The following is a 22,500-nucleotide window of genomic DNA, read 5'->3' on the forward strand; positions in this document are numbered from 1 at the left end:
CCCCCCCCTCGTGGGGGAGATGGCCGGCAGGCCAGAGGGGGGCGCTGTCCCGCCGGCATCTCAAAGGGTAAGCTTTCGCGGCCAGGTTCTCTTTGATTGACACAAACGCCGCGTTCCTTCGCGCCCCCCTCTGCCCTGCCGGGCTTTCGTTCCTCGGAAAGCCAAGCAATTGGCTTCCCATCCGCTACGCGGACCGCTCCTCAACCCCCACAAGGGGGGAGATTACGCAACCCACCCGTGCTCTACTCGCCCGGGGGACCTCGCCATGATTCGCGCTCTGCTCGCCGCCTTACTTCTCACCTCGCCGGCCTTCGCCGCCGACATGTCGGTGTTCGTGCGCAACCAGCGTTCGGACGGCGTCGCGGTGGAACTGTTCGGCCGCGACAGCGGCAAAGTCTGGCCGGGCGACGACAAGGTTTTCCTCATCCGGCCGAAGGCGCGGAAATCCGTGCCGATCTCCTGCGAGCCGGGCGAGCACATCTGCTGGGGCGCCTGGGTGAACGGCGACGATTCCGTCACCGCCGGCGTCGGCCCCGACAACGACCAGCCCTGCGACACCTGCTGCTTCATCTGCACCGAGCATTCGACCGAGACGGTCGATCTGGCGGAGTAGCGGGGCATTGAAGCTGCCAATCTCCCCCCAAGAGGGGGAGATGCCCGGCAGGGCAGAGGGGGGCGCGAAGGATCGCGGCGCTGCAAGAACAAGGTTCCTCGCCCCGCGGAGTGGGGAGAGGTGGCTCGGCGAAGCCGAGACGGAGAGGGGGAGCGCCCTACGAAGGCGCCCTCTTCGTCCGCTTCGCGGCCACCTCGCCCCCGCCTTCGGCGGGAGCGGGGAACCCAAGCATAGATACGTCGGCGGGACAGCGCCCCCCTCTGGCCTGCCGGCCATCTCCCCCTTTTGGGGGGAGATCAGCCAATCGCCACAGCCTCAACAATCACCCCCAATTCCGTCAGCCATTTTCGCTGCCGCCCCTTGGCATACGCGCCGGCCATGTCATCATCCAACCATCGGCCGTGGGGGCCGATTCGTCATCGGGGGTTTTCATGTCTTTGCTATCCGCGCGCCGCTTTGCCGCCGCGTTTTCGCTTGCCGTCCTGTTTTCGCCTGCCGCTCATGCCGGCGACGTCACCTTCCAGATCAAGAACAGCCATCCCAATGCCATGCGGCTCGAGCTCTACAGCCAGGACCGCGACTATGTCTGGCCGGGCAACGGCAAGGATTTCTACCTCGACGACGGCGAGACCAAAGGGCTGCCGATCTCCTGCAACGAGGGCGAATCCATCTGCTACGGCGCCTGGGTCGACGGCGACGAGGCGACCTATTGGGGCGTCGGCCCCGGCAACAAGGAAAAATGCGAAGACTGCTGCTACACCTGCAGCGGCGGCGAGACCGAGGAGATCGATCTGGAGGAGTAGGGTGGCGCCTTCTTCCCCTTCTCCCACAGGGGCCCACAGGGGAGAAGGAGCAGGCTGTGCATCCGGCCAGCTTGACGCCCCTCTCGCGCCCGCCCTAGCCTCGTCTCCACCCACCAACAGGAGACCCCACCCAAATGGCAGGCACGGTCGAAGGCGAGAAGATCGACGTTTCTTTCAGCGGCAAGCGCTGCATCCATTCGCGCAATTGCGTGCTCGGCAACCCGCATGTCTTCGTGCCCAACGCGCCGGGCGAATGGATCCATCCGGAAGCGGCCAGCGTCGAGCAGGTCGTGGCGCTGGCGCAGAACTGCCCGTCCGGCGCCATCACCTACACCAGAAAGGATGGCGGACCGCAGGAGAAGCCGCCGGTGGTCAACACCGTGCGGTTGAGGGAAAACGGCCCGCTGGCGGTGCATGCCGAGATCGTGCTGGGTGACGAAACCGTCTTTCGCGCCACGCTCTGCCGCTGCGGCCTGTCGCAGAACAAGCCCTTCTGCGACAACAGCCACATCAAGGCCGGCTTCACCGCCACCGGCGAGCCGCCGCTGAAGGAAGCGCAGGCGCTGGAGGCGCGGAATGGCCCGCTGACCGTGACGCCCACGGTCAACGGACCGCTCAAGGTCGAAGGCAATGCCGAGATCGTCACCGGGACAGGACATACGATCGCCCGCACCACCAAGGTGTTTCTCTGCCGCTGCGGGCAGTCGGCGAACAAGCCGTTTTGCGACGGGAGCCATAAAAGGGTGGGGTTTGTGGGGTAGCCAACCACCGAGGTTGGCGCGAGGCCCCCCTCTCTGCCCTGCCGGGCATCTCCCCCTCAAGGGGGGAGATCGGATGTCACGCCGGCTTTCGCCAATCGCCAATGTTGCAAGGGGGCGCCGGCGCCCAAGCTGCCGATCTCCCCCCTTGAGGGGGAGATGGCCGGCAGGCCAGAGAGGGGGGCCTCGCGCCAACGTGTCAATAAACACCCCAGCGCCCCTGGCCCACCCCTCCCGCCTTTATCGGCCAGCCCGTATCGGCTAAGGGCTTCGCCACAAAGCCCTCTTGCCCGGACCGCCGCCCAAAATGACCGCCAAGCCTCATCCCCTCTTCCTCGGCATCGACACCGGCGGCACCTACACCGATGCCGTGCTGTGGTCGGAGGGAGGCGGTCCCAAGGGAAAAGTCCTGGCCAAGGCCAAGTCGCTGACCACGCGGCACGACCTCGCCGTCGGCATTTCCGGCGCGGTGGATGCGGTGCTTCAGGAATCCGCCACCGATCCGGCCGCCATCAAGCTGGTCTCGATGTCCACGACTCTGGCCACCAACGCGCTGGTCGAGGGCCAGGGCGGGCGCGTGGCGCTGGTCATGATCGGCTTTTCCGAGGCCGACCTTGCGCGCGACGGGCTGAAGACGGCGCTCGGCACCGACCCGGTGGTGTTCTGCCCCGGCGGCCATGACGTGCATGGCAATGCGGCGAAACTCGACCTGTCCGGCCTCGAGGCGGCGCTCCCCGAGCTTGGCGGCTCGGTGTCGGGCTTCGCCGTCTGCGCCTATTTCGCCACCCGCAACCCGGCCCATGAGCTTGCGGCCCGCGACCTGATCCGCGACAAGACCGGCCTGCCGGTCACCGCCAGCCATGAATTGTCGGCCAAGCTCGGCGGCCCGCGCCGCGCGCTCACCACCTTGCTCAACGCCCGCCTGATCTCGATGATCGACCGGCTGGTCGCTGCGACCGAAGGCTTTCTTGGCCATCGCGGCATCGCAGCACCCCTGATGGTGGTGCGCGGCGACGGCGCGCTGGTCTCGGCGGCCTTCGCCCGCCAGCGGCCGATCGAGACGATCCTGTCCGGCCCCGCCGCCAGCCTTGTCGGCGCCCGCCACATGACCGGGCTGGACGACGCCATGGTCTCGGATATCGGCGGCACCACGACGGACGTCGCCGTGCTCGACGGCGGCCGCCCGCGCCTCGATCCGGAAGGCGCCACCGTCGGCGGTTTCCGCACCATGGTCGAGGCGGTCGCGATGCGCACCTTCGGCCTCGGCGGTGATTCCGAAGTCACGCTGGAAGACGGCGCGCTCGACCCGAAAATCCTACTTGGGCCGCGCCGCCTGGTGCCGCTGGCGCTTTCCGGCATGGTGCATGGCGAGGCGGTGACGTCGGAGCTGGAGCGGCAGCTGCGCGCGCCGAACCCTGGCCGCATGGACGGGCGCTTCGGCATGCGCACCGGCGTGCCGGACCGGCTCGCCGCCGGCCTCACCGCGCCGGAAGCGAAGCTCTACGAGACGATCGGTTCCGTGCCGCTCGCGCTCGACAGGCTGCTCGCTTCCAACGCCCAGAACGCCACGCTGAACCGGTTGGTCGCGCGGGGGCTCGTGCATATCTCTGGCTTCACGCCGTCCGATGCCGCCCATGTCGTGGGAAAACAGGCCAATTGGGACGCCGCCGCCGCCCGCCTCGGTGCCGAGCTTTTCGCCCGCCGCCGCGACGGCCGCGGCCAGACGATCGCCGCGACGCCGGAAGCCATCGCCGAGCGCGTGCTGGTGACGCTGACCCGCTGGTCGGCCGAATACATACTCGAAACCGCTTTCGCCGAGGATGGGCTGGACGGCGCCGCCACCGTCGCGCACGCGCTGGTGCAGCGCGCGGTCGACGCCCATCCCGGCATCGCCCGCTTCACCGTCGCGCTCGACCGCCCGGTCATCGGCCTCGGTGCGTCGGCGCCGCTGCACTATGCCGGCTTGGCCGTGCTCGTCGGCAATGGCTGCATCGTGCCGGAAGACACCGACGTCGCCAACGCGCTCGGCGCCGTGGTCGGCCAGGTGCGCGTCTCGGCCGAAGCCCGCGTCAGCCAGCCCAAGGAAGGCCTGTTCCGCCTCGCCTCGGGCCAGACGGTGCGCGACTTCACGGAGGAGGACAAGGCGATCGCGGCGGCTGAGGCCGATGTGCGGGCATTGGCGGGCGAGCGAGCGAAGGACGCCGGCACCGACAGCGCCGAGATCGAAATCGCCACCGAGTTCAAGGTCTCGACCATCGAAGGCCAGCGCATGTTCATCGAAGCGCATGTGGTGGCCGTGGCGTCGGGACGGCCGCGGATTGCGGTGTGAGGGAGAGCGTAATCTCCCCCCTTTTGGGGGAGATGGCCGGCAGGCCAGAGGGGGGCGCTGTCCCGCCAGCGTCTCCGTTCTTCCGCCTCTCCGACAGCCAGTCTGGGTGACATTTGCACGGGATAGAAAGTGACAAGATTGGCGTTCCTTCGCGCCCCCCCTCTGCCCTGCCGGGCATCTCCCCCACGAGGGGGAGATTAGCAGCTTCGCCGCCCCGCCAAATCCTCCCTACATCCTAAGCCGAATTGACCCCGCAACCCCAAACATGCCAAAGGCCCCCGCTAACAAGGCCAAAGCCTACTATCTGGAGACGTGCAGATGACCGACCGCATCGAGATCGCCGGGTTGCGGATTGCCCGGGAGCTCCATGACTTCGTGGCCGAGGAGGCGGCAGTCGGCACCGGCATCGACCCCGAGGAATTCTGGACCGGCTTTTCAGAGATCGTCCACGACCTCGCGCCGAAGAACCGGGCGCTGCTGGCAAAACGCGACGCCATGCAGGAAAAGCTCGACGGCTGGTACCGCGCCAATGGCGCGCCGATCGACATGGAAGGCTACAAGAATTTCCTGAAGGAGATCGGCTATCTGGTGCCGGAAGGCCCGGCCTTCAGCGTCTCGACCATCAATGTCGATCCCGAAATCGCCGTCGTCGCCGGACCGCAGCTGGTGGTGCCGGTGATGAACGCGCGCTATGCGCTCAACGCCGCCAATGCCCGCTGGGGCTCGCTCTATGACGCGCTCTACGGCACCGACGCCATTCCCGAGACCGGCGGCGCCGAGAAGGGCAAGGGCTTCAACCCGGCGCGCGGCGCCAAGGTGATTGCCTGGGCCAGGGATTTCCTCGACCAGTCGGTGCCGCTGACCACGGGCAAATGGGCGGGCGTCAACGGGCTCTCGGTCGCCAATGGCGCGCTGAAGCTCGGCGAGGGCGCCGGCGCCACGACGCTCGCCGACCCAAAACAGTTCGCCGGCTATCGCGGCGATGCCGCCAATCCCGAAGCCGTGCTTCTGGTGAAGAACGGCCTGCATATCGAGATTGCAATCGACCGCGCCAACCAGATCGGCAGGACCGATCCGGCGGGCATCGCCGACGTCATCCTGGAATCGGCATTGACCACCATCCAGGACTGCGAGGATTCCGTCGCCGCCGTGGATGCGCAGGACAAGGTCGTCGTCTACCGCAACTGGCTCGGCCTGATGAAGGGCGACCTTGCCGAAGAGATCACCAAGGGCGGCAAGACGTTTACCCGCAAGCTCAACCCCGACCGCCGCTACACGGCGCCGAATGGCGGCCAGCTCTTGCTGCCGGGGCGCTCGCTGATGCTGGTGCGCAATGTCGGCCACCTGATGACCAATCCGGCGATCCTGGATCGGGAGGGCCACGAGGTGCCGGAAGGCATCATGGACGCCGCCATCACCGCGCTGATCGCGCTGCACGATGTCGGCGAAGGTGGCCGCCGCGCCAATTCCCGCGCCGGCTCGATGTATGTCGTGAAGCCGAAAATGCACGGGCCGGACGAGGTCGCCTTCGCCGTCGAGATCTTCGACCGCGTCGAGGCGCTGCTCGGCATGGCCAGGAACACCATCAAGATGGGCATCATGGACGAGGAGAGGCGCACCACGATCAACCTCAAGGAAGCGATCCGCGCCGCGAAGGAGCGCGTCGTGTTCATCAACACCGGCTTCCTCGACCGCACCGGCGACGAGATCCACACCTCGATGGAAGCCGGCCCGATGATCCGCAAGGGCGACATGAAGCAGGCCGCCTGGATTTCCGCCTATGAGGCGTGGAATGTCGACACGGGCCTGGAATGCGGCCTCGCCGGCCACGCCCAGATCGGCAAGGGCATGTGGGCGATGCCGGACCTGATGGCGGCGATGCTGGTCGAGAAGATCGCGCATCCCAAGGCCGGCGCCAACACCGCCTGGGTGCCGTCGCCGACGGCCGCCACCCTGCATGCCACGCACTATCACAAGGTCGACGTGCACGCCGTGCAGGCGGCGCTGAAGAGCCGGCCGAAGGCCAAGCTCGACGACATCCTGTCGGTGCCGGTCGCCGTGCGGCCGAACTGGACGCCGGACGAGATCCAGCGCGAGCTCGACAACAACGCGCAAGGCATCCTCGGCTATGTCGTGCGCTGGATCGACCAGGGCGTCGGCTGTTCGAAAGTGCCCGATATCAACGATGTCGGCCTGATGGAGGACCGCGCCACGCTGCGCATCTCCTCGCAGCACATCGCCAACTGGCTGCGCCACAAGGTCTGCTCGGAAATCCAGGTCCGCGATTCGCTGCAGCGCATGGCGGCGATCGTCGACCGCCAGAATGTCGGCGACCCGCTCTACCAGCCGATGGCGCCGGATTTCGACAATTCCATCGCCTTCCAGGCCGCCTGCGACCTGGTGTTCAAGGGAACGGTTCAGCCCAACGGCTATACGGAGCCGGTGCTGCATAAGCGGCGGCTGGAGCTGAAGGCGCGCGACAGGCAGGACTCTGCTTGAGTCTGCTGGCTTCCCGCCGGCTGGTCGGCGGCTGCGGCCCTCACCCGCCTTTGATCGTGCGCGACAGGAAGACGTCCGTGTGCCTGACATGCGCGGGCGTGTCGCGAAACGGCGCGCAGGGCCTGAAGCCGAACGCCTCGTACACGGCAATCGCGCTTTCCATATAGAAAGTGGTGTGGATCAGCACCATGCGGGCCGGGCTCTTGTCGATCTCCGCCAGGACCGCGCCCATCAGCGCGCGACCTATGCCTTGTCCCCGGAAGGATGCATCGACGAAGAACTTGTGAAGTTCCGCCGTGCCATCGCCGAACGGACCGAAGGCGAGGCAGCCCGCCGGCACGTTGCCCGATCGCGCAATGAAGGCCATCGCATCCGGCACACCGAATTGCATTGCCAGTTTATGGCCGCTGGTGCTGGGCTGGAAGAGCGTCCTTATATCCTCCTCCGAGACACCATGGGGCGCGGACGCGTCGACATCCCACTGCGCTAGCCTGCCGCAGAGCATGGCCATGGTCTCGAAGTCTTCGGCGCTGCGCGCCGGCAGAACTGAAATCATCCTTCGCCCCCGCGCGGATCGGTTCCACCATACCACGCAGTTACCGGGATGCGAACGCATCGTCGAGCGCTCAACGAGGCGGCGACCTCGCAAATGGCTTGACGAATATTTACCTACCTATTAGTAGGTAGATAACGACATTCGAGGAAAGGTATCCGTCATGTCTGCACATATGAGCGGCCAGAACCGCGCCCAGTCGTCGAGCGGCTGGCTCAAAAACTATTACTATCTACGGTTTGCCGTATCGGCGGCCTGGGTCGCGGTAGCCTTCACCGTCGCTAAGTCGGTTCCGCCGCTCGCCGCCGTCATGCTGGTGGCCTACCCCGCCTGGGACGCGCTCGCGAACTATGTCGACGCGCAGCGCAGCGGCGGGCTCGGCCGCAACAGGTCGCAACTGCTCAATTTCGCCGTCAGCATCCTCGCCGCGATCGCGGTTGCTATCGTGCTTGGCCGCGGCATGAACGCGGTGCTCGCGGTCTACGGCGTCTGGGCCGTTGTCTCAGGCGCATTTCAACTCCTGACGGCGGTTCGTCGCTGGAAGACCAGCGGCGCGCAGTGGGCGATGATCCTGAGCGGCGCCCAGTCGGCGCTGGCCGGCCTCTTCTTCGTCAAGATGGCGGGCGGCGCGGAGGCCATCGGCATCGCCAATGTCGCGCCCTACGCCGCCTTCGGCGCCTTCTACTTCCTGGTGTCCGCCGTGTGGCTTTCCGTCAGCGATATGCTTCGCAAGTCGCGGCAGGTGGCGAGTTGAGCTTTCTTCCGTCGGACGTTAGGCATGTCTATGGATAAGCCCTCGAACACCGCCGATGACATCCTGGCCGCCGCGCGAAGCTTCATCGTCGCCGGCGGCTATAACGGGTTCAGCTACGCCGATATCGCCGAGGTCGTCGGTATCCGCAAAGCCAGCATCCATCATCATTTCCCCAGCAAGGTCGACCTCGTGCAAACCCTGGTCAGGCGCTACCTCGAGGATGCCGTCACGGGCATGACCGAGCTTGAGCGCAATGTGCCTGCGCCGCCGGAATTGCTGCGAACCTATGCCGGCTTCTGGGCGCAGTGCATCGAGGACGCGAGCCGGCCGATCTGCGTCTGCGCGCTGCTCGCCAGCGAGCTTCCGGCCCTTCCGCCGGAGGTTGCCGTGGAGGTCCGGGCGTATTTTCAGTTTCTCTCGGGGTGGCTGACCGGCGTCATCGAGCGCGGCGCCGCGCAGGGCGCATTGACGATCTCCGCCGCCCCGCGCGCGGAAGCGGAGGCCTTCATGGCGACCGTGCACGGGGCGATGATTTCCGCGCGGGCCTACGGCGATGTCCTGACCTTCGGCATGATCCTGGCACCGACGCTGCAGAAGCTGATCCCGGCGACCGATTGAGGAGGAGATCGGCCGGCATCCGCGCCCCTTTCCGGCGATAAGTTCACGCATGAAGCCGAGCGTCCCGTTGGCGTCCTTACCGGCATCAATTGCCGCTTCAGCACTTTGTCCGCCGATCAGAAAGTGTTCCGCCTTGGACGTTCGGCAATCCCCATTTCCCGCATTGAGTGACTGTTTTGCTACAGGTTTATTAGACAATTAAGATTAAGCTCTTTGCAGTGGCGGCGATAACGAGCGACGCTTGGGAGACAATCGATGCGTTCTATCCTTGGGACTTTCCTGGTTCTGGGCGTGGCCATGACTGGGGCCAATGCCGCTGACATCGTCCAACCCGTGGCCTCCATGGAAGTTCCCTATTCCTGGACCGGCCTTTATGTTGGTGCGAATGCGGGTGGGGCCTTCGGAAAGGTCGATGGCGATTTCATCGGCATTCCTGGGTCGGCAGACATCGGCAATTTCACCGGCGGCGCTTTGGTTGGCGCCAATTATCAGTACGGTCAGTGGGTTCTCGGTATCGAAGGCGATATCAACTACCTGGGCTTCAAGAAAGAATTCTCGCCGGGGGTTGGCGGCGGCGGCCTTGGCGCAGAAGCGAGCGTCGATGCCTTCGGAACGATCCGGGGCCGCGTCGGCTACGCCTTTGATCGCTGGCTTCCTTATGTCACGGCCGGCGTTGCGATGGGTGATGTGAAGATCGATGAGCACGTCTTCGGTGTAGCCAGGACCAAATTCCAGACAGGATACGCAGTCGGCGGCGGTGTTGAATACGCTTTCAGCAACAATTGGACCGCCCGTGCGGAATACCTCTATGTCGACCTCGGCAAGAAAGACTTCGGGTTTGACCCGATCGATCCGTATAACGTGAAGACGAACTTCAGTGTCGTTCGCGCTGCCTTAGCCTACAAATTCTGATTCCGGGCATCGCAATTTGCTCATGATGATGCCGGCGCGGCTGCACGCCAAATCGCGCCGCCGTCAGGAATTGCCTTGAACAAAAAATGACAGAGCTCTTCCCCGTTCCGGCGGCATCAGGTCGCTTCATCAAGCCGCCTGGGCCATCCGCTCCGCGCTCATCCGGTAGGAAATCGCCTCGGCCAGATGAATGCGGCCGACCGTCTCGCTGGCGTCGAGGTCGGCCAGCGTGCGCGCCACCTTCAGCACGCGATGATAGGCGCGCGCCGAAAAGCCGAGCTTTTCGCTGGCGTCCTTGAGCAGCGTCAGGCCGGCGGTATCGGGCTTGGCGATCTCCTCGATGATCGAAGGCGGGCAATGCGCGTTGGTGGTGGCGCCGGCGCCGAGCTTCTCCAGCCGTTCGCGCTGCATGGCGCGGGCGCGTGCCACGCGCTGCGCCACCGCGGCACTTGTCTCGGCCTTGTCCGGCCGGATCAGGTCGCTCGCCGAGACCGCCGGCACCTCGATCCGAAGGTCGATGCGATCGAGCAGCGGGCCGGAAATGCGCGCCTGGTATTCGGTGCGGCAGCGGTCGCCGCGCAGGCAGCGATAGCCGGGCTCGCCCGACATGCCGCAACGACATGGGTTCATCGCCGCCACCAGCTGGATGCGGGCCGGATAGGTGACGCGGTGGTTGGCCCGCGCGATCATGCAGTCGCCCGTTTCCAGCGGCTGGCGCAGCGCATCGAGCGTTTGCGGCGTGAATTCCGGCAACTCGTCGAGGAACAGAACGCCGTGATGGGCGAGCGAGACCTCGCCCGGCCGCGCGCGCAGCCCGCCGCCCACCATCGCCGCCATCGAGGCGGAGTGATGCGGGGCGCGGAACGGCCGCCGGTCCGTCAGCTTGCCTTCGCCGAGCTCGCCGGCAACGGACGCGATCATCGACACTTCGAGCAGTTCCTTGGGCGCCAGCGGCGGCAGGATCGAAGGCAGGCGCTGCGCCAGCATCGACTTGCCCGAGCCAGGCGGTCCGACCATCAGGAGGTTGTGTCCGCCGGCGGCAGCCACTTCCAGCGCCCGCTTGGCACTCTCCTGGCCCTTGATGTCGGTGAGGTCCGGCAGGTCGCGCGCCGCAAGCTTTATGCCGGCCTCGGGCCGCGACAGCACTTGCGTGCCGCGAAAATGATTGGCGACCGCGATCAGGCTGCGTGGCGCGAGAATGTCGAAATCCTTGCCGGCCCAGGCCGCCTCCGGCCCGCAGGCGAAGGGGCAGATCAGGCCCTTGCCTTCGGCATTGGCGCCGATCGCCGCCGGCAGCGCGCCCGCCACGCCGGCGATGGTGCCGTCGAGCGACAATTCGCCAAGCACCACATAACCGGCGAGCATGTCGCCCGGGATGGCGCCGAGCGCCGCCATCAGGCCAAGCGCGATCGGCAGGTCGTAATGGCTGCCTTCCTTGGGAAGATCGGCCGGCGCGAGGTTCACCGTCACCTTCTTCGAGGGCATCGACAGGCCCGATGCGTGCAGCGCCGCTTGTACGCGCTCGCGGCTTTCGGCCACCGCCTTGTCCGGCAGGCCGACGATCTGCATTATGAAGCGGATTAATTGCCAGATCGGCCTAGTAGCGGAACCCGGGGTCGGCGCCCTGCTATCCGAGATGCCAGATGCCTTTTTAGCACACCAGAAACGGATTCTCGCGAGCGGCGAATCGGCTATTAGACCGCTGGCCTGCACCTCATCCCATCCTGACTGGACATGCCCAAGACTTTGAATCCAAAGGTGATAGTCCGAAAGCTGTCGGACTTTTGCCAAGTCCGAGTTGCGCCCGTGCTGCCTCCCCATGATGCAGAACGGGTTCGAATGTATTTGATCAATCTGGTCAACGCTCGCAAGCGTCCACCGACCCTGAGCAGGGGATACGACTGGCAGGCGATCGCCCTTCAGTGCGGTATCCCAATCGAACAAATCGGCGTGGCAAGAAAGGCCATCGAGCCGGGGCTTGACGCGATTGTTCGAGCGCTTCGCGATCTTCCTCGAGTTCGAAAAACGGCAATTCCGCAGCCTGTTGATCCGACGATAAGCGACAGAGCGAAACGGGCCTCATCCCAAGTTCCGAAAGCAAAGACGAGACCGGTTCCGTCGGCGCAGATCAATCTGTCTCGGCACCCCGAGCGTCGAAAACCTGGTATGAAGCCTCGCGACATCGAGGAGTTTCCAGCGCCGACATTCACGGAATGGGTTGATCCAGAAACGTTCCAGGAAGCTCTGGAACTACATATGCGGCGTCATGGCGACAGCTACTGGCATTTGCACCGTGCGATCGTGAAAGACGATGAGACGTTCGATCACTCCACGATTCGACAATGGCTATCGGGAAACAAAGTGCCGCGCAGCGTGGCGAGTTTCGAGTTGCTCGGCCGCATTGAGCGGCGTTACCGGCTCCCCGAGGGATATTTCAAGGGAAAGCTTCCACATCGAGCACGGTCGACATCCGGGCATATTCTCGAAGACGTAGGGCCAGCGGAACGCCGCCGTCTTGCATGGCATCTCCCAGACGACTTCAATTCCCGTCCGGTTTCGGAACAAGAAGAAATCCTGGAATGGGTTCGGCGTGTGATCATTGCCGGTTCAACCGACTATCGCCGTTTCCAAAGAGCGGCGATGAAACAGCGCTACGCGATAAGGTTCCCTGGTGTTTCCTACGGCAGAACGGACGTGGCCGACGCGGAGGATGCAGACGACTTCCAAGCTTGGGAGCCAGGTCAGGTGTCCTTGACCGATCCCGATCTATTTTCGGGCGTAATCGACGCACCGCCCATTCTTGCCGTCGAAATGGCGGAACTCGTCCGGTTCAAGACCGCTACGCTAACGGCCTTCGGCCTTCAGCGTCACGGGGTATGGGGCGAGGAGACGACATCTCAGAAAATTGAGCACCTCGGGCTAATGTTCGGTGCCCTTGCAGCCCATCCAAAAGGGCCGGTGCGGGGGTATGGCGTACCCTATCAGGATCTTTCATTCGGCATGTTGGTATTCCCGCCGGTCTGGGACTGGTACTTGCAGTGGCGCGAGCGACGACGCGGTTTCTACACGAGCTGGGAAGTGGACATGCTGCGCATTTCGCTTGCCCTCACCCGTAGGGACACGGGCTGGCTCCGGCAACATCCGAACCTGGGCGCGAGGGTTCGACCAGTCCCCGGTTTGATCTCCCGAAACGACATCGATCGGGCACAAAGGGACTGGGACGATGCATGTGATGTCTATTTTAAACATGCGACATCCCGAGTGAAGGAAATCCAGCGAGTTGCTCGTGTCCATCGAGACCCGTTCGAACCGATCTTGGCAGTCCTTGAGTCTGACAGCCCTGTTGGCGAATATCGGAAGATTACCGAAGAGATTCTAAAGCTGATGCCGGATGAACGGCTATATCGGCGCGCGGCAGCCGAGTCCGTACGGTCGTTCCTGATGTTGCGCCTGGGGTTACACCTCGGCCTCAGACAGAAGAATTTGCGACAGTTGATGGTCTGCAGGCGCGGGCATCTGCCGCGCTCTGAACGTCAGCTTGCGGATATGAGGCGGGGAGAAATACGCTGGAGCGAACGGGATCATGGTTGGGAGGTTCTCATTCCATCCATTGCGTTCAAGAACGCCAGTTCATCGTTCTTCGGGAGCAAGCCGTTTCGACTGGTCCTTCCCGATCTCGGCGACCTCTATAAACACATTGATGCGTACGTCGACCGTCATCGCAGTGCCTTGCTCTCCGGAGCCGACGACCCGGGCACTTTCTTTGTGAAAACCGTGAAGGCGACCAGCAGTGACGCAGCCTACAACCAGACCACTTTCTATGAGGCATGGCGCCTAACAATCCAGCGCTATGGGGTCTTCAACCCTTACACTGGCCGTGGCGCGATTCCGGGCCTTTTGCCACACGGCCCACACAACGTGCGCGACGTGCTGGCCACCCACATTCTCAAGCGGACTGGCTCGTACGAGCAAGCAAGCTACGCAATTCAGGACACACCGGATATGGTGGCCAAGCACTATGGTCGCTTCCTGCCCCAGGACAAGGCTGCGCTGGCGGCCCGGATTCTCAACCAGGTATGGCAAGCTGCGTGACCCTGGCGACCTGCACTTTGAAGTGCGGCCTGCACACGCTCGCGGCTTTCGGCCACCGCCTTGTCCGGTCAAGCCGACGATCTGGATATTGAGATGGAATAGTTATGCCAAAGCTCACGCCCAGCGTCGCCAAGCGGGCGGTGGCGGTCGCTGCGGCAGTCGGCCACGACTTCCTGATGATGTGGCTAATTAAACGGCGAGGCCGGAAAGGGCCGATATGTGATCAGAACGGATTTTTCGCGGCGATATCGACACCTAAATACCGCACCGGTTGACCATTGCCTTGTCGGCATGCGCGCAGTTGCTAGAGTTGCAGGACGATGAAGGAGTTGGGATGGAGCACTGGCGGGTAGAAGAACTGAAAGAGAGGGCAATCTGTACTGGTTGCGTCGGGGAAGAATATCTATCCGGCGAGATTAGTCGCGACGGTGCCGAACAGGTCTGCCACTATTGCGGCGAGCGCGGAAAATCCTACACGCTCGAAGAGATAGCGGGGCGCATCGAACAGGCCTTCGAGGATCATTATACGCGTACGTCCACCGATGCCGATGGAATCGAATGGGCCATGCAGAAGGATCCGGAGATCGACTATTCATGGGAGCGGGAGGGCGAGCAGACGATCTACGCGATCATGAATGCCGCCGACATTCCCGAGGAGGCCGCTGGCGACATCCAGGTAATTCTAGCCGATGAGCATGGCGACTTTGAAATGGACAAGATGGGTGAGGAAACGCCCTTTGCCGAAGAAGCGCACTACGAAGAGATTATGCCGAGCGATGAAGAATGGCAGGAGGGCTGGCGAGACTTTGAGCAGACCATAAAATCCGAAGCGCGGTTCTTCAGCCGCACTGCCGCTGCGCAGCTCTCCGCTCTCTTCGATGATATCGATCAGCTTCACACTCGCGGCGGCGAAGCGCTCGTTGTCAATGCCGGCCCGGACACGTCCCTGAGCGAGCTATACCGCGCTCGGGCTTTTCATTCGGATGAGAGGCTGAAGGCCGCTTTGATGCGCCCAGACCGGGAACTGAGCGCGCCGCCATCGTTCATCGCCGCAGCCGGCCGCATGAACGCAAAAGGCATCTCCACCTTCTACGGCGCGACAGAGCCTCATATCGCGCTAGCAGAGGTACGGCCGCCTGTCGGGAGCCAGGTGGCGATCGCCCGCTTTGAAATAATTCGGCCACTTCGCCTGCTTGACCTCAACAAGCTGGAACAAATCAGCGAAAGCGGGAGCATCTTCGATCCGAGCTACGCGCGGCGCCTGGGCCGGATGATGTTCCTGCGCAAGCTTACGGGGCGCATCTCGCGGCCCGTCATGCCCGATGACCAAGACAGTGAATATCTGGCTACGCAGGCGATCGCTGATTATCTCGCTACCGAAGGGAAAGTTCCACTCGACGGAATCATCTTCCCGTCCGTCCAAGCCGGCAATGAGGGCGTCAACGTCGTGCTTTTTCAAAAGGCATCACGCACCGTAGAAATTGATTTCCCCAAAGGCACTGACCTCAGTGCTGAAACTTGGCATGACACAGCCGATGGTCCCGAACGCGAGTACAGCGTGATCGAGCGCGTGCCGCCGGAGCCAGAGACTAGGAAGCCGGCGACACCCAGCTTCTTCGACCCGTCTGCCATCGATTGGGCTGAGCCAAGGGGGGATTACGACGACCGCGAGGTCACGCTTAGGATCGATCCTGCAGGCATCACGGTGCATGTCGTGGAGGCCGTCAGCTTCAAGACGGACGAGCATACGGTCAGACGATATCGATGGACGAAGCTTGATGCTACGGACGAACCTTTCTGACGTTGGTGGTACCGTCAGAAGGGAGCGGTATCGGCGGAGAGCGCGGAGCAATTCAAGATCATGCACCCTCACGATGCTACCAAGCTTCCTGTTGTCCGTTTGATGACCTGTTGTTGTCGAGCGTACCAAGCAACTGGCGGAATCGAAGTGTATTCCCCGAGTTCCACCCCGGATTGGAGGCTATTTGGGCTGAGTCACGCGGCCATGGCTGTCCGCTGCAGCATAGCGTAGTGCCGCTCGCGAACTCGACGGCCTGCGCTACGGCCCGCCGATGGATCACCTCGGGCCACTGCGCCTAGAACGACCTCGTCGGCTGTCGCCGTGGTGGCCATCATCGCAGGCCTTACTGATTTGGCTGCACGCGCTAGTGGGCGACGCGTGCTGACAATATAATCAAACGGCCGCTAGGGCGGCATTCACCTCCATGAGCTGAAATGGGAGCCTATGGCGGGTGATTCGAAGCGAAATTAGCAAGGAAACCCTTGCCCCTGATCGCTGGAATATAGCGAAATCATCGATCCGGCCACTTGAAAAGAGAGCTGGCTATTGCCACTTCTTCGACGTGTCACTCGATGATAGAGCCCTAGTGCATGGGCAGACGCTGTCAGGGAACTGTGCCTCAAGACGTCTCATGACTGAGTGAACTCACTAAATCCTCCGGCAGGAAGCTGAGCCACACGTTCAGCCTGCACAGACCGCAGCCGAGGAGCTTTGTTCGACCACAAAATGTGGCGGGCGAGGTTCCTCCGCGCATACCGCAAGGCACCTCTCTCGTCCAGAAAGAGAGACTATGCCCACTACAACGCTCCTCGCCTCCATGATCATCGTTGTTTCCTTGATCGGGTTCGCCGCGTGCGCCGCCCAGTCTGACCCGAAGGAACGTCTCAGCCAATTAATGCAGCTCTGCATTGGGCTGTTTATAGGTGCGCTGCTCCTGATCTTGGCGGCCCCGCCTAGCTAACGTTGTGACTAATTAAACGATGATCAGGGCTTCTAAAGGCCGACAGGCGCTATATCGATCATCTGCAGCCAATTTCCAAGGACCGACACGGGGGCCGGAACCGGAACGGCAGGTTACTGCTCGCAACCTCCTTATGCAGACCGGGGGACACGAGCGGTCTGATTGAATGCCAGAGGTTAATAAGGGCATGGTGAAAGTTTTCGGGCATACTGCACGCACGCTATGTCTCTCTCACCTCGTGCAGCCGTCAGGTGCGGACCGATTGGATGTTAGCGGCGGTGTGGGGGATTGATTCAGTGCCACCCATCCAGACAGTCTTGCAGGCGCTTCAGCGTCGGCGCCTCCAACTCTCCGACAAGCACGAAGCTCCTGTCATTGAGCCCGTTCATCGAAGGTCCGAACAGGCCCGAAACCGAACCATTTGCGTGCCGCGCCAGATAGAAACGGTCATGGAAACGGGTCTCGGTGATTGTCCGGAAATAGCTGAAGCGCACCCGATACCCATTTCGATTCCCATGGTCGGCGACGATCCTGCGCCAGATCGGGCCGGAGCCGACCTTCTTGCCCTTGGCATAGGGCGGCTGATAGATTGTGATCTCGGACTGGGGAATGTCGAGGCAGTCCAGGTACTTTCGAAAATTGTCCAGCCCGCCGGTGGTGCTCTCTTCGCTTTTGTCGAGGAAGATGAAGGGGTCTGTTACGAGGATATCCTTGATCGGCCCTTTGCCACCGTGGACCTTTCGCGCCATGTCGAAGAAGACGTCGGCCTTCGCTTTCCAACCACCGGCTACCGTCATCAGCTGAATGACGATCGAGCCGTCATCAGCGTCGGATCGGCCGCTGATGATCGGGCCAGGCCTGCCGGCGAGCCTCAACGGACAATCCTGCTGCGGGCATGTTCCGTCACGAACGGTGACAAGCGGACGGTCTTCCTTCGTTTGCAGCCAGTTTGTAACCTCCTGTTGAAATGCCCTCGCATCCCAGAACCGCCCCTTAAAGTCATAGTCGAAATCGAGCTCGTTGCTGGAGTTCGGTCCGAAAAGCTCAGGTGCCATCCGTTTGAGCGCTTCCCGATCTTCCGAGCGCGGCGGCAGTCCCATCCGCATGCGCCAATACCAATCGCTGATATCACTCATCGCTATTGGTCCCCCAATTCGCAGTTGGCAGAGGTGCACGCGCCGAAAGCGACACACAATTTTTGCAAAAAGGACGCGTTAAGAGATCAGCTCCATCTCTACTAAGAAGCGGGACGGGGCCTTAGCCCAGCCGTTGTAGTAATCGGCCCAGCTCAGCACCAGCGACTCCTTCGTCCGCGTAATCGCTACGAAACAGCTACGACGCTCCTCCTCCATCTCTGGACTGGTATCCCCTTTCTGCCTGCTGAGGTAAGAAGGCATTACGTCTTCAGCCAATCCGACAACAAAGACATTGTCGAACTCCCGACCCTTTGCAGAATGAATTGTCATAAGCGTCACGCTTCCCGACTTGGGTGCCGGTTCCTTTGACCTAAGTTGAAGCTCTTGCAGGAACTGATCGAGCGGGGCATTTCTCCCGATGTGTCTTCCTATGTCAGAGCTAAGCGATTTCCACGCTTTTACGTCCTCGGCTAAGTCGGTTGCCCGATCGAAAGCCTTCGACGTCTCCTCAAAAATTGCGGTCGCTTGATCAATGAACTGCCGGACGCTCTTGCTGCCCCCTATTGTATCCCTGAGCGCGGACAGCAATTGCCCCAGAGGTTGATCCGCCCCGACATTGAGCAACCAGGTGTCTAAATAGCTTCGCCCGGATGTCTCGGCGTCGGCAAGCAGCTGTGCGACAGCCGTCGACGTATCCGTCATGCGATTGAACGCTTCAACAAGCACTCCGAAATTCCTTCGGTCCAACGGGTGCGCCAATTGGGACAGCACCGCCACGAGCCAGCGAAGCTCAGGTGATAGGAAGTCGTCCCGGCGCTGGGCAACATAGGCTGGCACTCCTCGATTACCGAGCGCGCGGAGCATCCTGTCTAAAAGACCACGACTGCGACCTAGCACAACAGCACTATGCCAATTTGCTTGACCTAACTCGGCTATCTCATCGGCAATGCCATCAGCCTCGTCCGTCTCGGTGTCAAACCGGCGGACATGGAGTTGTTGTGACTCCGGCCGCACATCGGCTTTGCCGGGGACGAGCGGTAGTTTAGCTGGCGTCCTGGTTGTGTTGTAGGACACAAGCTTGTTCGCAACCTTGACGATGACCGGAGGGCACCGATAGTTGGTCGGCAACTGGATCAGCTCTGCACTGAAGTCATTCCGGAACCCCTGAATGTGACGAAAGCTGGCACCGTTCCACTGGTAAATGATTTGATCATCATCTGCGACTGCGAAGATGTTTCTGAAGGTGTCTCCCGCGAGGATGCTGACCAACTTGAATTGGGCGCTATTGGTGTCCTGAAACTCATCCAAAAGCCAATAGGGATGTGAACGCGAATACCTCGCCGCTATGGTGGGAAACTTCGTAGCAAGGCGATAAGTTTCAAAAATTAAGGAGTTAAAATCGAGGGCGTTCAACCGCCTCAGTTCACTCTCATAAAGTTCGTAGACCTTTGCGACCGCCTCCGCGCTGGGAGAGTCCCTAAGCGCGCTTTCAGCTTCCGAAGGTCCGATTAGCCTCGATTTTAACCGATCGATGAGAGGCAGAAAACGCGCATCATCTCGGGAAAAGCTCTCGCCGCGTGCCGCCGCCTCACCTAAGGCATCGTAGAGAAGCGCCTCCCTGTCCTGATCTCTCGAGTAGATTATGAAATCAGGACTTATCTGCAGATGGACGCCATGCTGTCGAAGGACTTTGCCGCAAAAGCTATGAAATGTGCCAATGTCAGCGCGCTCCTCCAGACCGGGCGCAAACGTGGCTACTCTAGCCTTCATTGCGTCGGCAGCCGCGTTCGTGAACGTGAGCGCCAAAACGCGAAAGTTCTTTTCCGGTGCGTCCCTCAGCAATTTCGCGATGCGACACGTGAGAACCTGCGTCTTGCCTGAGCCCGGCCCGGCTAGCACAAGGACTGCTCCGTTTCTCCACTCGACAGCCTGCCTTTGGATGTCCGTTAATTGTGCTAGTGCTGCGTCGAATGCATCTGTCATGTAAGGCCTCTCAGGCGACCAATGGCCTCGCGGAATGCCAGCGGCATGCGCGCTGCGAAAGCTGCATCATCCGCGATGCGCACCGCCAATGCAGCTGCCACTTCGGTCTTCTTTCTGGCAAGCCTTTTTTCTAAGTCGACGGGAGCGAGCGCTTGAGCGTCTTGCTGTCCCAACTCAGTGAGAATGTCACGCAAGGCTGGCCCCAATCCGTCTGCGACAAGCTGCTGTTCAAGGTTTCCATCTGGCAATGTCTTGCAGCGATCACTTACGAAAGCGGGAGGAAATCCTCTATCGCCGATTGTGCGGCAGTAGGTCATGCCTGCTTGGTCTCCGTCAAACACCGCCAAGAAGGGAATCTTCAGAGCCCGAGCGAGTGCGGCGAACGTGCCCGGATTCCCGTTGTTGACCGCGTCAATCAAGGACACACCGTGTTCGTCGAAGTCATACCCCTGCCGCTTAGCGAGCGCCGAAACGATAAGATACTCTGCCTGACCTTCCACAATCATCCAACGAGAGGCAAAGAAGATCTCCCCCCTTATCCGCCGAGCGAACGTCTCCAAGGCGTTCAACTCGTCGTCGTCGATAAACGCCTCCGACCTTGTCTGAAGGTCCTTCAGAACATCTAGAATTGCAGCGCGATCCGGGTGCTCGCCATAGAAAACGGCGATGTCGCGGAACCGTTGTTCTCCGAGCTTCCCGTTTACCGATAGGGTCTGAGTCGGAGCGTCGTACACCAACGCCCCTGCCGAGTTGCCGACAAGCTCCAAAAGAGGGGGCACGGCAGGGACGACCGCGCTGAAGCTCGGTGGAAGCCAGGAAATCTCGGTGCCGCGCTCAGTAAGCCTCACAAGGCGCAGATCGCGGAAGGGGACATGCTGGACAAAATAGGGGGAATGCGTCGTGATCAACTTCTGGCCGGGCAATGCGTTGACATGCGTCCACAAATTGCGGGCCGCTTGTGGGTGCAGGTGCGTTTCAGGCTCCTCAAGAGCCAGCACCGCTGCGCTCTCCGGTTCGTAGAGTTCTTGCAGAAGGTGCTCAACAAAAGCTTGGAATAGAAAGATCACAGATAAGCTCTGCATGCCTTGCCCATGCTTTTGCAGGGGCAGCCAAGGCCAGTCTGGCTCGTTCCTGAGGATGATTTCGGCCTTAGAGAGCAGGTCCCACGTATTCAGAGGCATCAACCTCAAGTTCACTGCGCCAGATCGATCCCGGCTTGCCACCCGAGTTGCACCAGAGAGTGTCTGTGCAATCTCTCCCAATCGTGCGTCTGCCGCGAGCAACTTCCGATTAAGGAGATCGAGGACCCGCTGGCTCTTAGCTTCCAGCGCAGCGGGTATTCGCATGGCTCTCAACAAACGGCCCCAAAACTGCGACCGTGGGCTGAACTCATCACCTACGTCCCGAAGAGCGCCTAGGTAGAACACCGGCAGGTATCGCCAAAATCTCTCAAGATTGAGCCGTCGGGCTGCGCTTCCTGCAAGAGGTTGCCGGGCGGCATTGAGGAATTCCCACGAGGGCTCAAACGACTCTGTGTTGGCGTCCCATACGCAACGAGCCCTAAGTATAACGAACGCTCTTCCGGACACCGCGTCAACTTGGATCACGTTTTCCAATGCTTGCTGAAGTTCTTCCGGCCACTCACCTGCCTCGCTTTCCTCCGCCGTCACTTCAATTGCGAGACCCGGCGACTTCTTCGGATCGTCCTGGTCCGTTTGTAGATGGATGTCATACTCGGTGAACCCGGTTCCGCGCTGTCCCCAGCGTCTTGTCAGGGCAATGCGTACCGCATCGAGGATCGCTGTCTTCCCCGCATTGTTTTGCCCGATGAAGACCGTATCTTGCCCCAATTCCAGTTCGATAGCCCGAATGGAACGGAAATTCTCAATTTTGAGTTTGTTGATTCTCATTGAAGCAAGCCCTCCCCACTGTCTTTTGTACATCAAAATGGCGGCAGTAGAAGTGCTTAGAAGCACCCTCGTGGACCGGTGCGGTACGGGAGGTAAACGATGAGGACGTCCAACTTTACTTCGCAGCGCAATGCGGATTGATTGAGGGGGCGTTGGCTCAATGTGGGATGGGCGCGCAAGATCGCTGAGCTTGCCCCCGATTGCGCTTGAGCGGTTGGACTAATGACAGACACTATGCTGAAGCGGCACCGCTGCCACCGCGACCATCCACGAGTGGGACGCTTCGGTCGTACAGTCGGCCACATTTCCGAAAGTTGGACAACCCACGCAAACGCCACTGATAGCGATGACTGTTTCGATGCTCTTCGCTACGCAGGCCTACGCCGGTAGTTCGCTGGCAGAGAAGATGCGGGAGAATCCGACCTGCCAGCAATTCGACGACGGATGCAGTATCTGCAAAATCAGCCAGGGGGTCGCCTCATGCTCAAGTCCGGCAATCGCCTGCATCGAAACAGAGTGGCATTGCGCCATCGATCCTTCGAAGACCGGTCGATCATTAGACAAGCAGCGGCCGAGAAAAAGGGCCAACATCAGCGCTTCCGTTCCGATGCCGATTCCAGGAAGACATATCAACATGGCTGAAACGGGGGAGAGGTCATTCGGACCAACCATCGCGCCACGCCGGTTGACTTGTAGAGACCTCGCCGATCGTCCAGGGCGATCTAGCCGCCGAAGTGACTTATCCACGAGCTGATAAGCGTCGGCGGTTGCGGTTTCA

The 22,500-nt window shown here is 61.7% G+C and carries 15 protein-coding genes and 1 pseudogene; 10 read left to right on the forward strand and 6 right to left on the reverse strand.

Annotation, left to right across the window (positions count from 1 at the left end; all coding sequences use genetic code 11):
* The first annotated feature begins 265 nt into the window (after positions 1–265).
* From FJW07_RS30345 to FJW07_RS30370, 5 genes are all read left to right on the forward strand, one after another.
* Entirely contained in the window at positions 266–613 is a 348-nt protein-coding gene (locus tag FJW07_RS30345; RefSeq protein ID WP_140783120.1) for a hypothetical protein, read from the forward strand.
* Between the two features lie 431 nt (positions 614–1,044).
* Entirely contained in the window at positions 1,045–1,416 is a 372-nt protein-coding gene (locus tag FJW07_RS30355; protein WP_140860016.1) for a hypothetical protein, read from the forward strand.
* Positions 1,417–1,550: 134 nt separating this feature from the next.
* The gene (locus FJW07_RS30360) at positions 1,551–2,177 is read left to right on the forward strand and encodes a CDGSH iron-sulfur domain-containing protein (RefSeq protein ID WP_140860025.1); all 627 of its coding nucleotides are present in this window, start codon (positions 1,551–1,553) and stop codon (positions 2,175–2,177) included.
* Between the two features lie 304 nt (positions 2,178–2,481).
* Entirely contained in the window at positions 2,482–4,503 is a 2,022-nt protein-coding gene (locus FJW07_RS30365; protein ID WP_140860038.1) for a hydantoinase/oxoprolinase family protein, read from the forward strand.
* 318 nt (positions 4,504–4,821) lie between these two features.
* The gene (locus FJW07_RS30370; RefSeq protein ID WP_140860050.1) at positions 4,822–7,002 is read left to right on the forward strand and encodes a malate synthase G; all 2,181 of its coding nucleotides are present in this window, start codon (positions 4,822–4,824) and stop codon (positions 7,000–7,002) included.
* A gap of 40 nt (positions 7,003–7,042) precedes the next feature.
* Here FJW07_RS30370 and FJW07_RS30375 read toward each other — a convergent pair whose 3' ends face one another.
* Positions 7,043–7,558 carry a GNAT family N-acetyltransferase gene (locus tag FJW07_RS30375; RefSeq protein WP_246680910.1) on the reverse strand — a complete coding sequence of 172 codons (516 nt, stop codon included), beginning with the start codon at positions 7,556–7,558 and terminating at the stop codon, positions 7,043–7,045.
* Between the two features lie 172 nt (positions 7,559–7,730).
* On the opposite strand from FJW07_RS30375, the gene FJW07_RS30380 reads away from it, so the two are divergent.
* The 3 genes from FJW07_RS30380 to FJW07_RS30390 all read left to right on the forward strand — a co-directional run bounded on the left by FJW07_RS30380 (position 7,731) and on the right by FJW07_RS30390 (position 9,839).
* On the forward strand, positions 7,731–8,309 hold the full coding sequence (locus FJW07_RS30380) for a DUF308 domain-containing protein (protein WP_140860165.1): 579 nt from the start codon (positions 7,731–7,733) through the stop codon (positions 8,307–8,309).
* Positions 8,310–8,339: 30 nt separating this feature from the next.
* Positions 8,340–8,927, forward strand: coding sequence for a TetR/AcrR family transcriptional regulator (locus FJW07_RS30385; RefSeq protein WP_140783154.1), 588 nt, complete (start codon positions 8,340–8,342; stop codon positions 8,925–8,927).
* Between the two features lie 255 nt (positions 8,928–9,182).
* A complete protein-coding gene (locus tag FJW07_RS30390) occupies positions 9,183–9,839 on the forward strand; it encodes an outer membrane protein (protein WP_140642032.1) in 657 nt (218 codons plus the stop codon).
* 129 nt (positions 9,840–9,968) lie between these two features.
* Here the strand turns inward: FJW07_RS30390 and FJW07_RS30395 are convergent.
* Positions 9,969–11,402 (reverse strand): annotated as a pseudogene (locus tag FJW07_RS30395) (YifB family Mg chelatase-like AAA ATPase); the annotation flags it as partial.
* 171 nt (positions 11,403–11,573) lie between these two features.
* Between FJW07_RS30395 and FJW07_RS30400 the strand changes: the two are divergent.
* Positions 11,574–13,931 carry a hypothetical protein gene (locus FJW07_RS30400; protein ID WP_140860062.1) on the forward strand — a complete coding sequence of 786 codons (2,358 nt, stop codon included), beginning with the start codon at positions 11,574–11,576 and terminating at the stop codon, positions 13,929–13,931.
* A gap of 334 nt (positions 13,932–14,265) precedes the next feature.
* Positions 14,266–15,732: an RES family NAD+ phosphorylase gene (locus FJW07_RS30405; protein WP_140860075.1), complete on the forward strand. Its 1,467-nt coding sequence runs from the start codon at positions 14,266–14,268 to the stop codon at positions 15,730–15,732.
* 1,254 nt (positions 15,733–16,986) lie between these two features.
* On the opposite strand, the gene FJW07_RS30410 is transcribed toward FJW07_RS30405, so the two are convergent.
* From FJW07_RS30410 to FJW07_RS30425, 4 genes are all read right to left on the reverse strand, one after another.
* The gene (locus FJW07_RS30410; RefSeq protein WP_140860089.1) at positions 16,987–17,829 is read right to left on the reverse strand and encodes a hypothetical protein; all 843 of its coding nucleotides are present in this window, start codon (positions 17,827–17,829) and stop codon (positions 16,987–16,989) included.
* 78 nt (positions 17,830–17,907) lie between these two features.
* Positions 17,908–19,812, reverse strand: coding sequence for an ATP-dependent helicase (locus FJW07_RS30415; protein ID WP_140860101.1), 1,905 nt, complete (start codon positions 19,810–19,812; stop codon positions 17,908–17,910).
* A complete protein-coding gene (locus FJW07_RS30420; protein ID WP_181182768.1) occupies positions 19,809–21,722 on the reverse strand; it encodes an AAA family ATPase in 1,914 nt (637 codons plus the stop codon). Before FJW07_RS30420 ends, FJW07_RS30415 begins: the two co-directional genes overlap by 4 nt.
* A gap of 378 nt (positions 21,723–22,100) precedes the next feature.
* Positions 22,101–22,500, reverse strand: a 400-nt coding sequence (locus tag FJW07_RS30425; protein WP_210239926.1) for a hypothetical protein, incomplete at its 5' end; no start/stop codon positions are given.

It is taken from the genome of Mesorhizobium sp. B3-1-9, from assembly GCF_006439595.1.
Lineage (GTDB): Bacteria > Pseudomonadota > Alphaproteobacteria > Rhizobiales > Rhizobiaceae > Mesorhizobium.

Coding starts and splice junctions, on each gene's coding strand:
- FJW07_RS30405 (WP_140860075.1), top strand. CDS start 14,266: ATGGAGCACTGGCGGGTAGAAGAACTGAAAGAGAGGGCAATCTGTACT.
- FJW07_RS30370 (WP_140860050.1), top strand. CDS start 4,822: ATGACCGACCGCATCGAGATCGCCGGGTTGCGGATTGCCCGGGAGCTC.
- FJW07_RS30415 (WP_140860101.1), bottom strand. CDS start 19,812: ATGACAGATGCATTCGACGCAGCACTAGCACAATTAACGGACATCCAA.
- FJW07_RS30345 (WP_140783120.1), top strand. CDS start 266: ATGATTCGCGCTCTGCTCGCCGCCTTACTTCTCACCTCGCCGGCCTTC.
- FJW07_RS30360 (WP_140860025.1), top strand. CDS start 1,551: ATGGCAGGCACGGTCGAAGGCGAGAAGATCGACGTTTCTTTCAGCGGC.
- FJW07_RS30385 (WP_140783154.1), top strand. CDS start 8,340: ATGGATAAGCCCTCGAACACCGCCGATGACATCCTGGCCGCCGCGCGA.
- FJW07_RS30365 (WP_140860038.1), top strand. CDS start 2,482: ATGACCGCCAAGCCTCATCCCCTCTTCCTCGGCATCGACACCGGCGGC.
- FJW07_RS30355 (WP_140860016.1), top strand. CDS start 1,045: ATGTCTTTGCTATCCGCGCGCCGCTTTGCCGCCGCGTTTTCGCTTGCC.
- FJW07_RS30420 (WP_181182768.1), bottom strand. CDS start 21,722: ATGAGAATCAACAAACTCAAAATTGAGAATTTCCGTTCCATTCGGGCT.
- FJW07_RS30380 (WP_140860165.1), top strand. CDS start 7,731: ATGAGCGGCCAGAACCGCGCCCAGTCGTCGAGCGGCTGGCTCAAAAAC.
- FJW07_RS30410 (WP_140860089.1), bottom strand. CDS start 17,829: ATGAGTGATATCAGCGATTGGTATTGGCGCATGCGGATGGGACTGCCG.
- FJW07_RS30390 (WP_140642032.1), top strand. CDS start 9,183: ATGCGTTCTATCCTTGGGACTTTCCTGGTTCTGGGCGTGGCCATGACT.
- FJW07_RS30400 (WP_140860062.1), top strand. CDS start 11,574: ATGCCCAAGACTTTGAATCCAAAGGTGATAGTCCGAAAGCTGTCGGAC.
- FJW07_RS30375 (WP_246680910.1), bottom strand. CDS start 7,558: ATGATTTCAGTTCTGCCGGCGCGCAGCGCCGAAGACTTCGAGACCATG.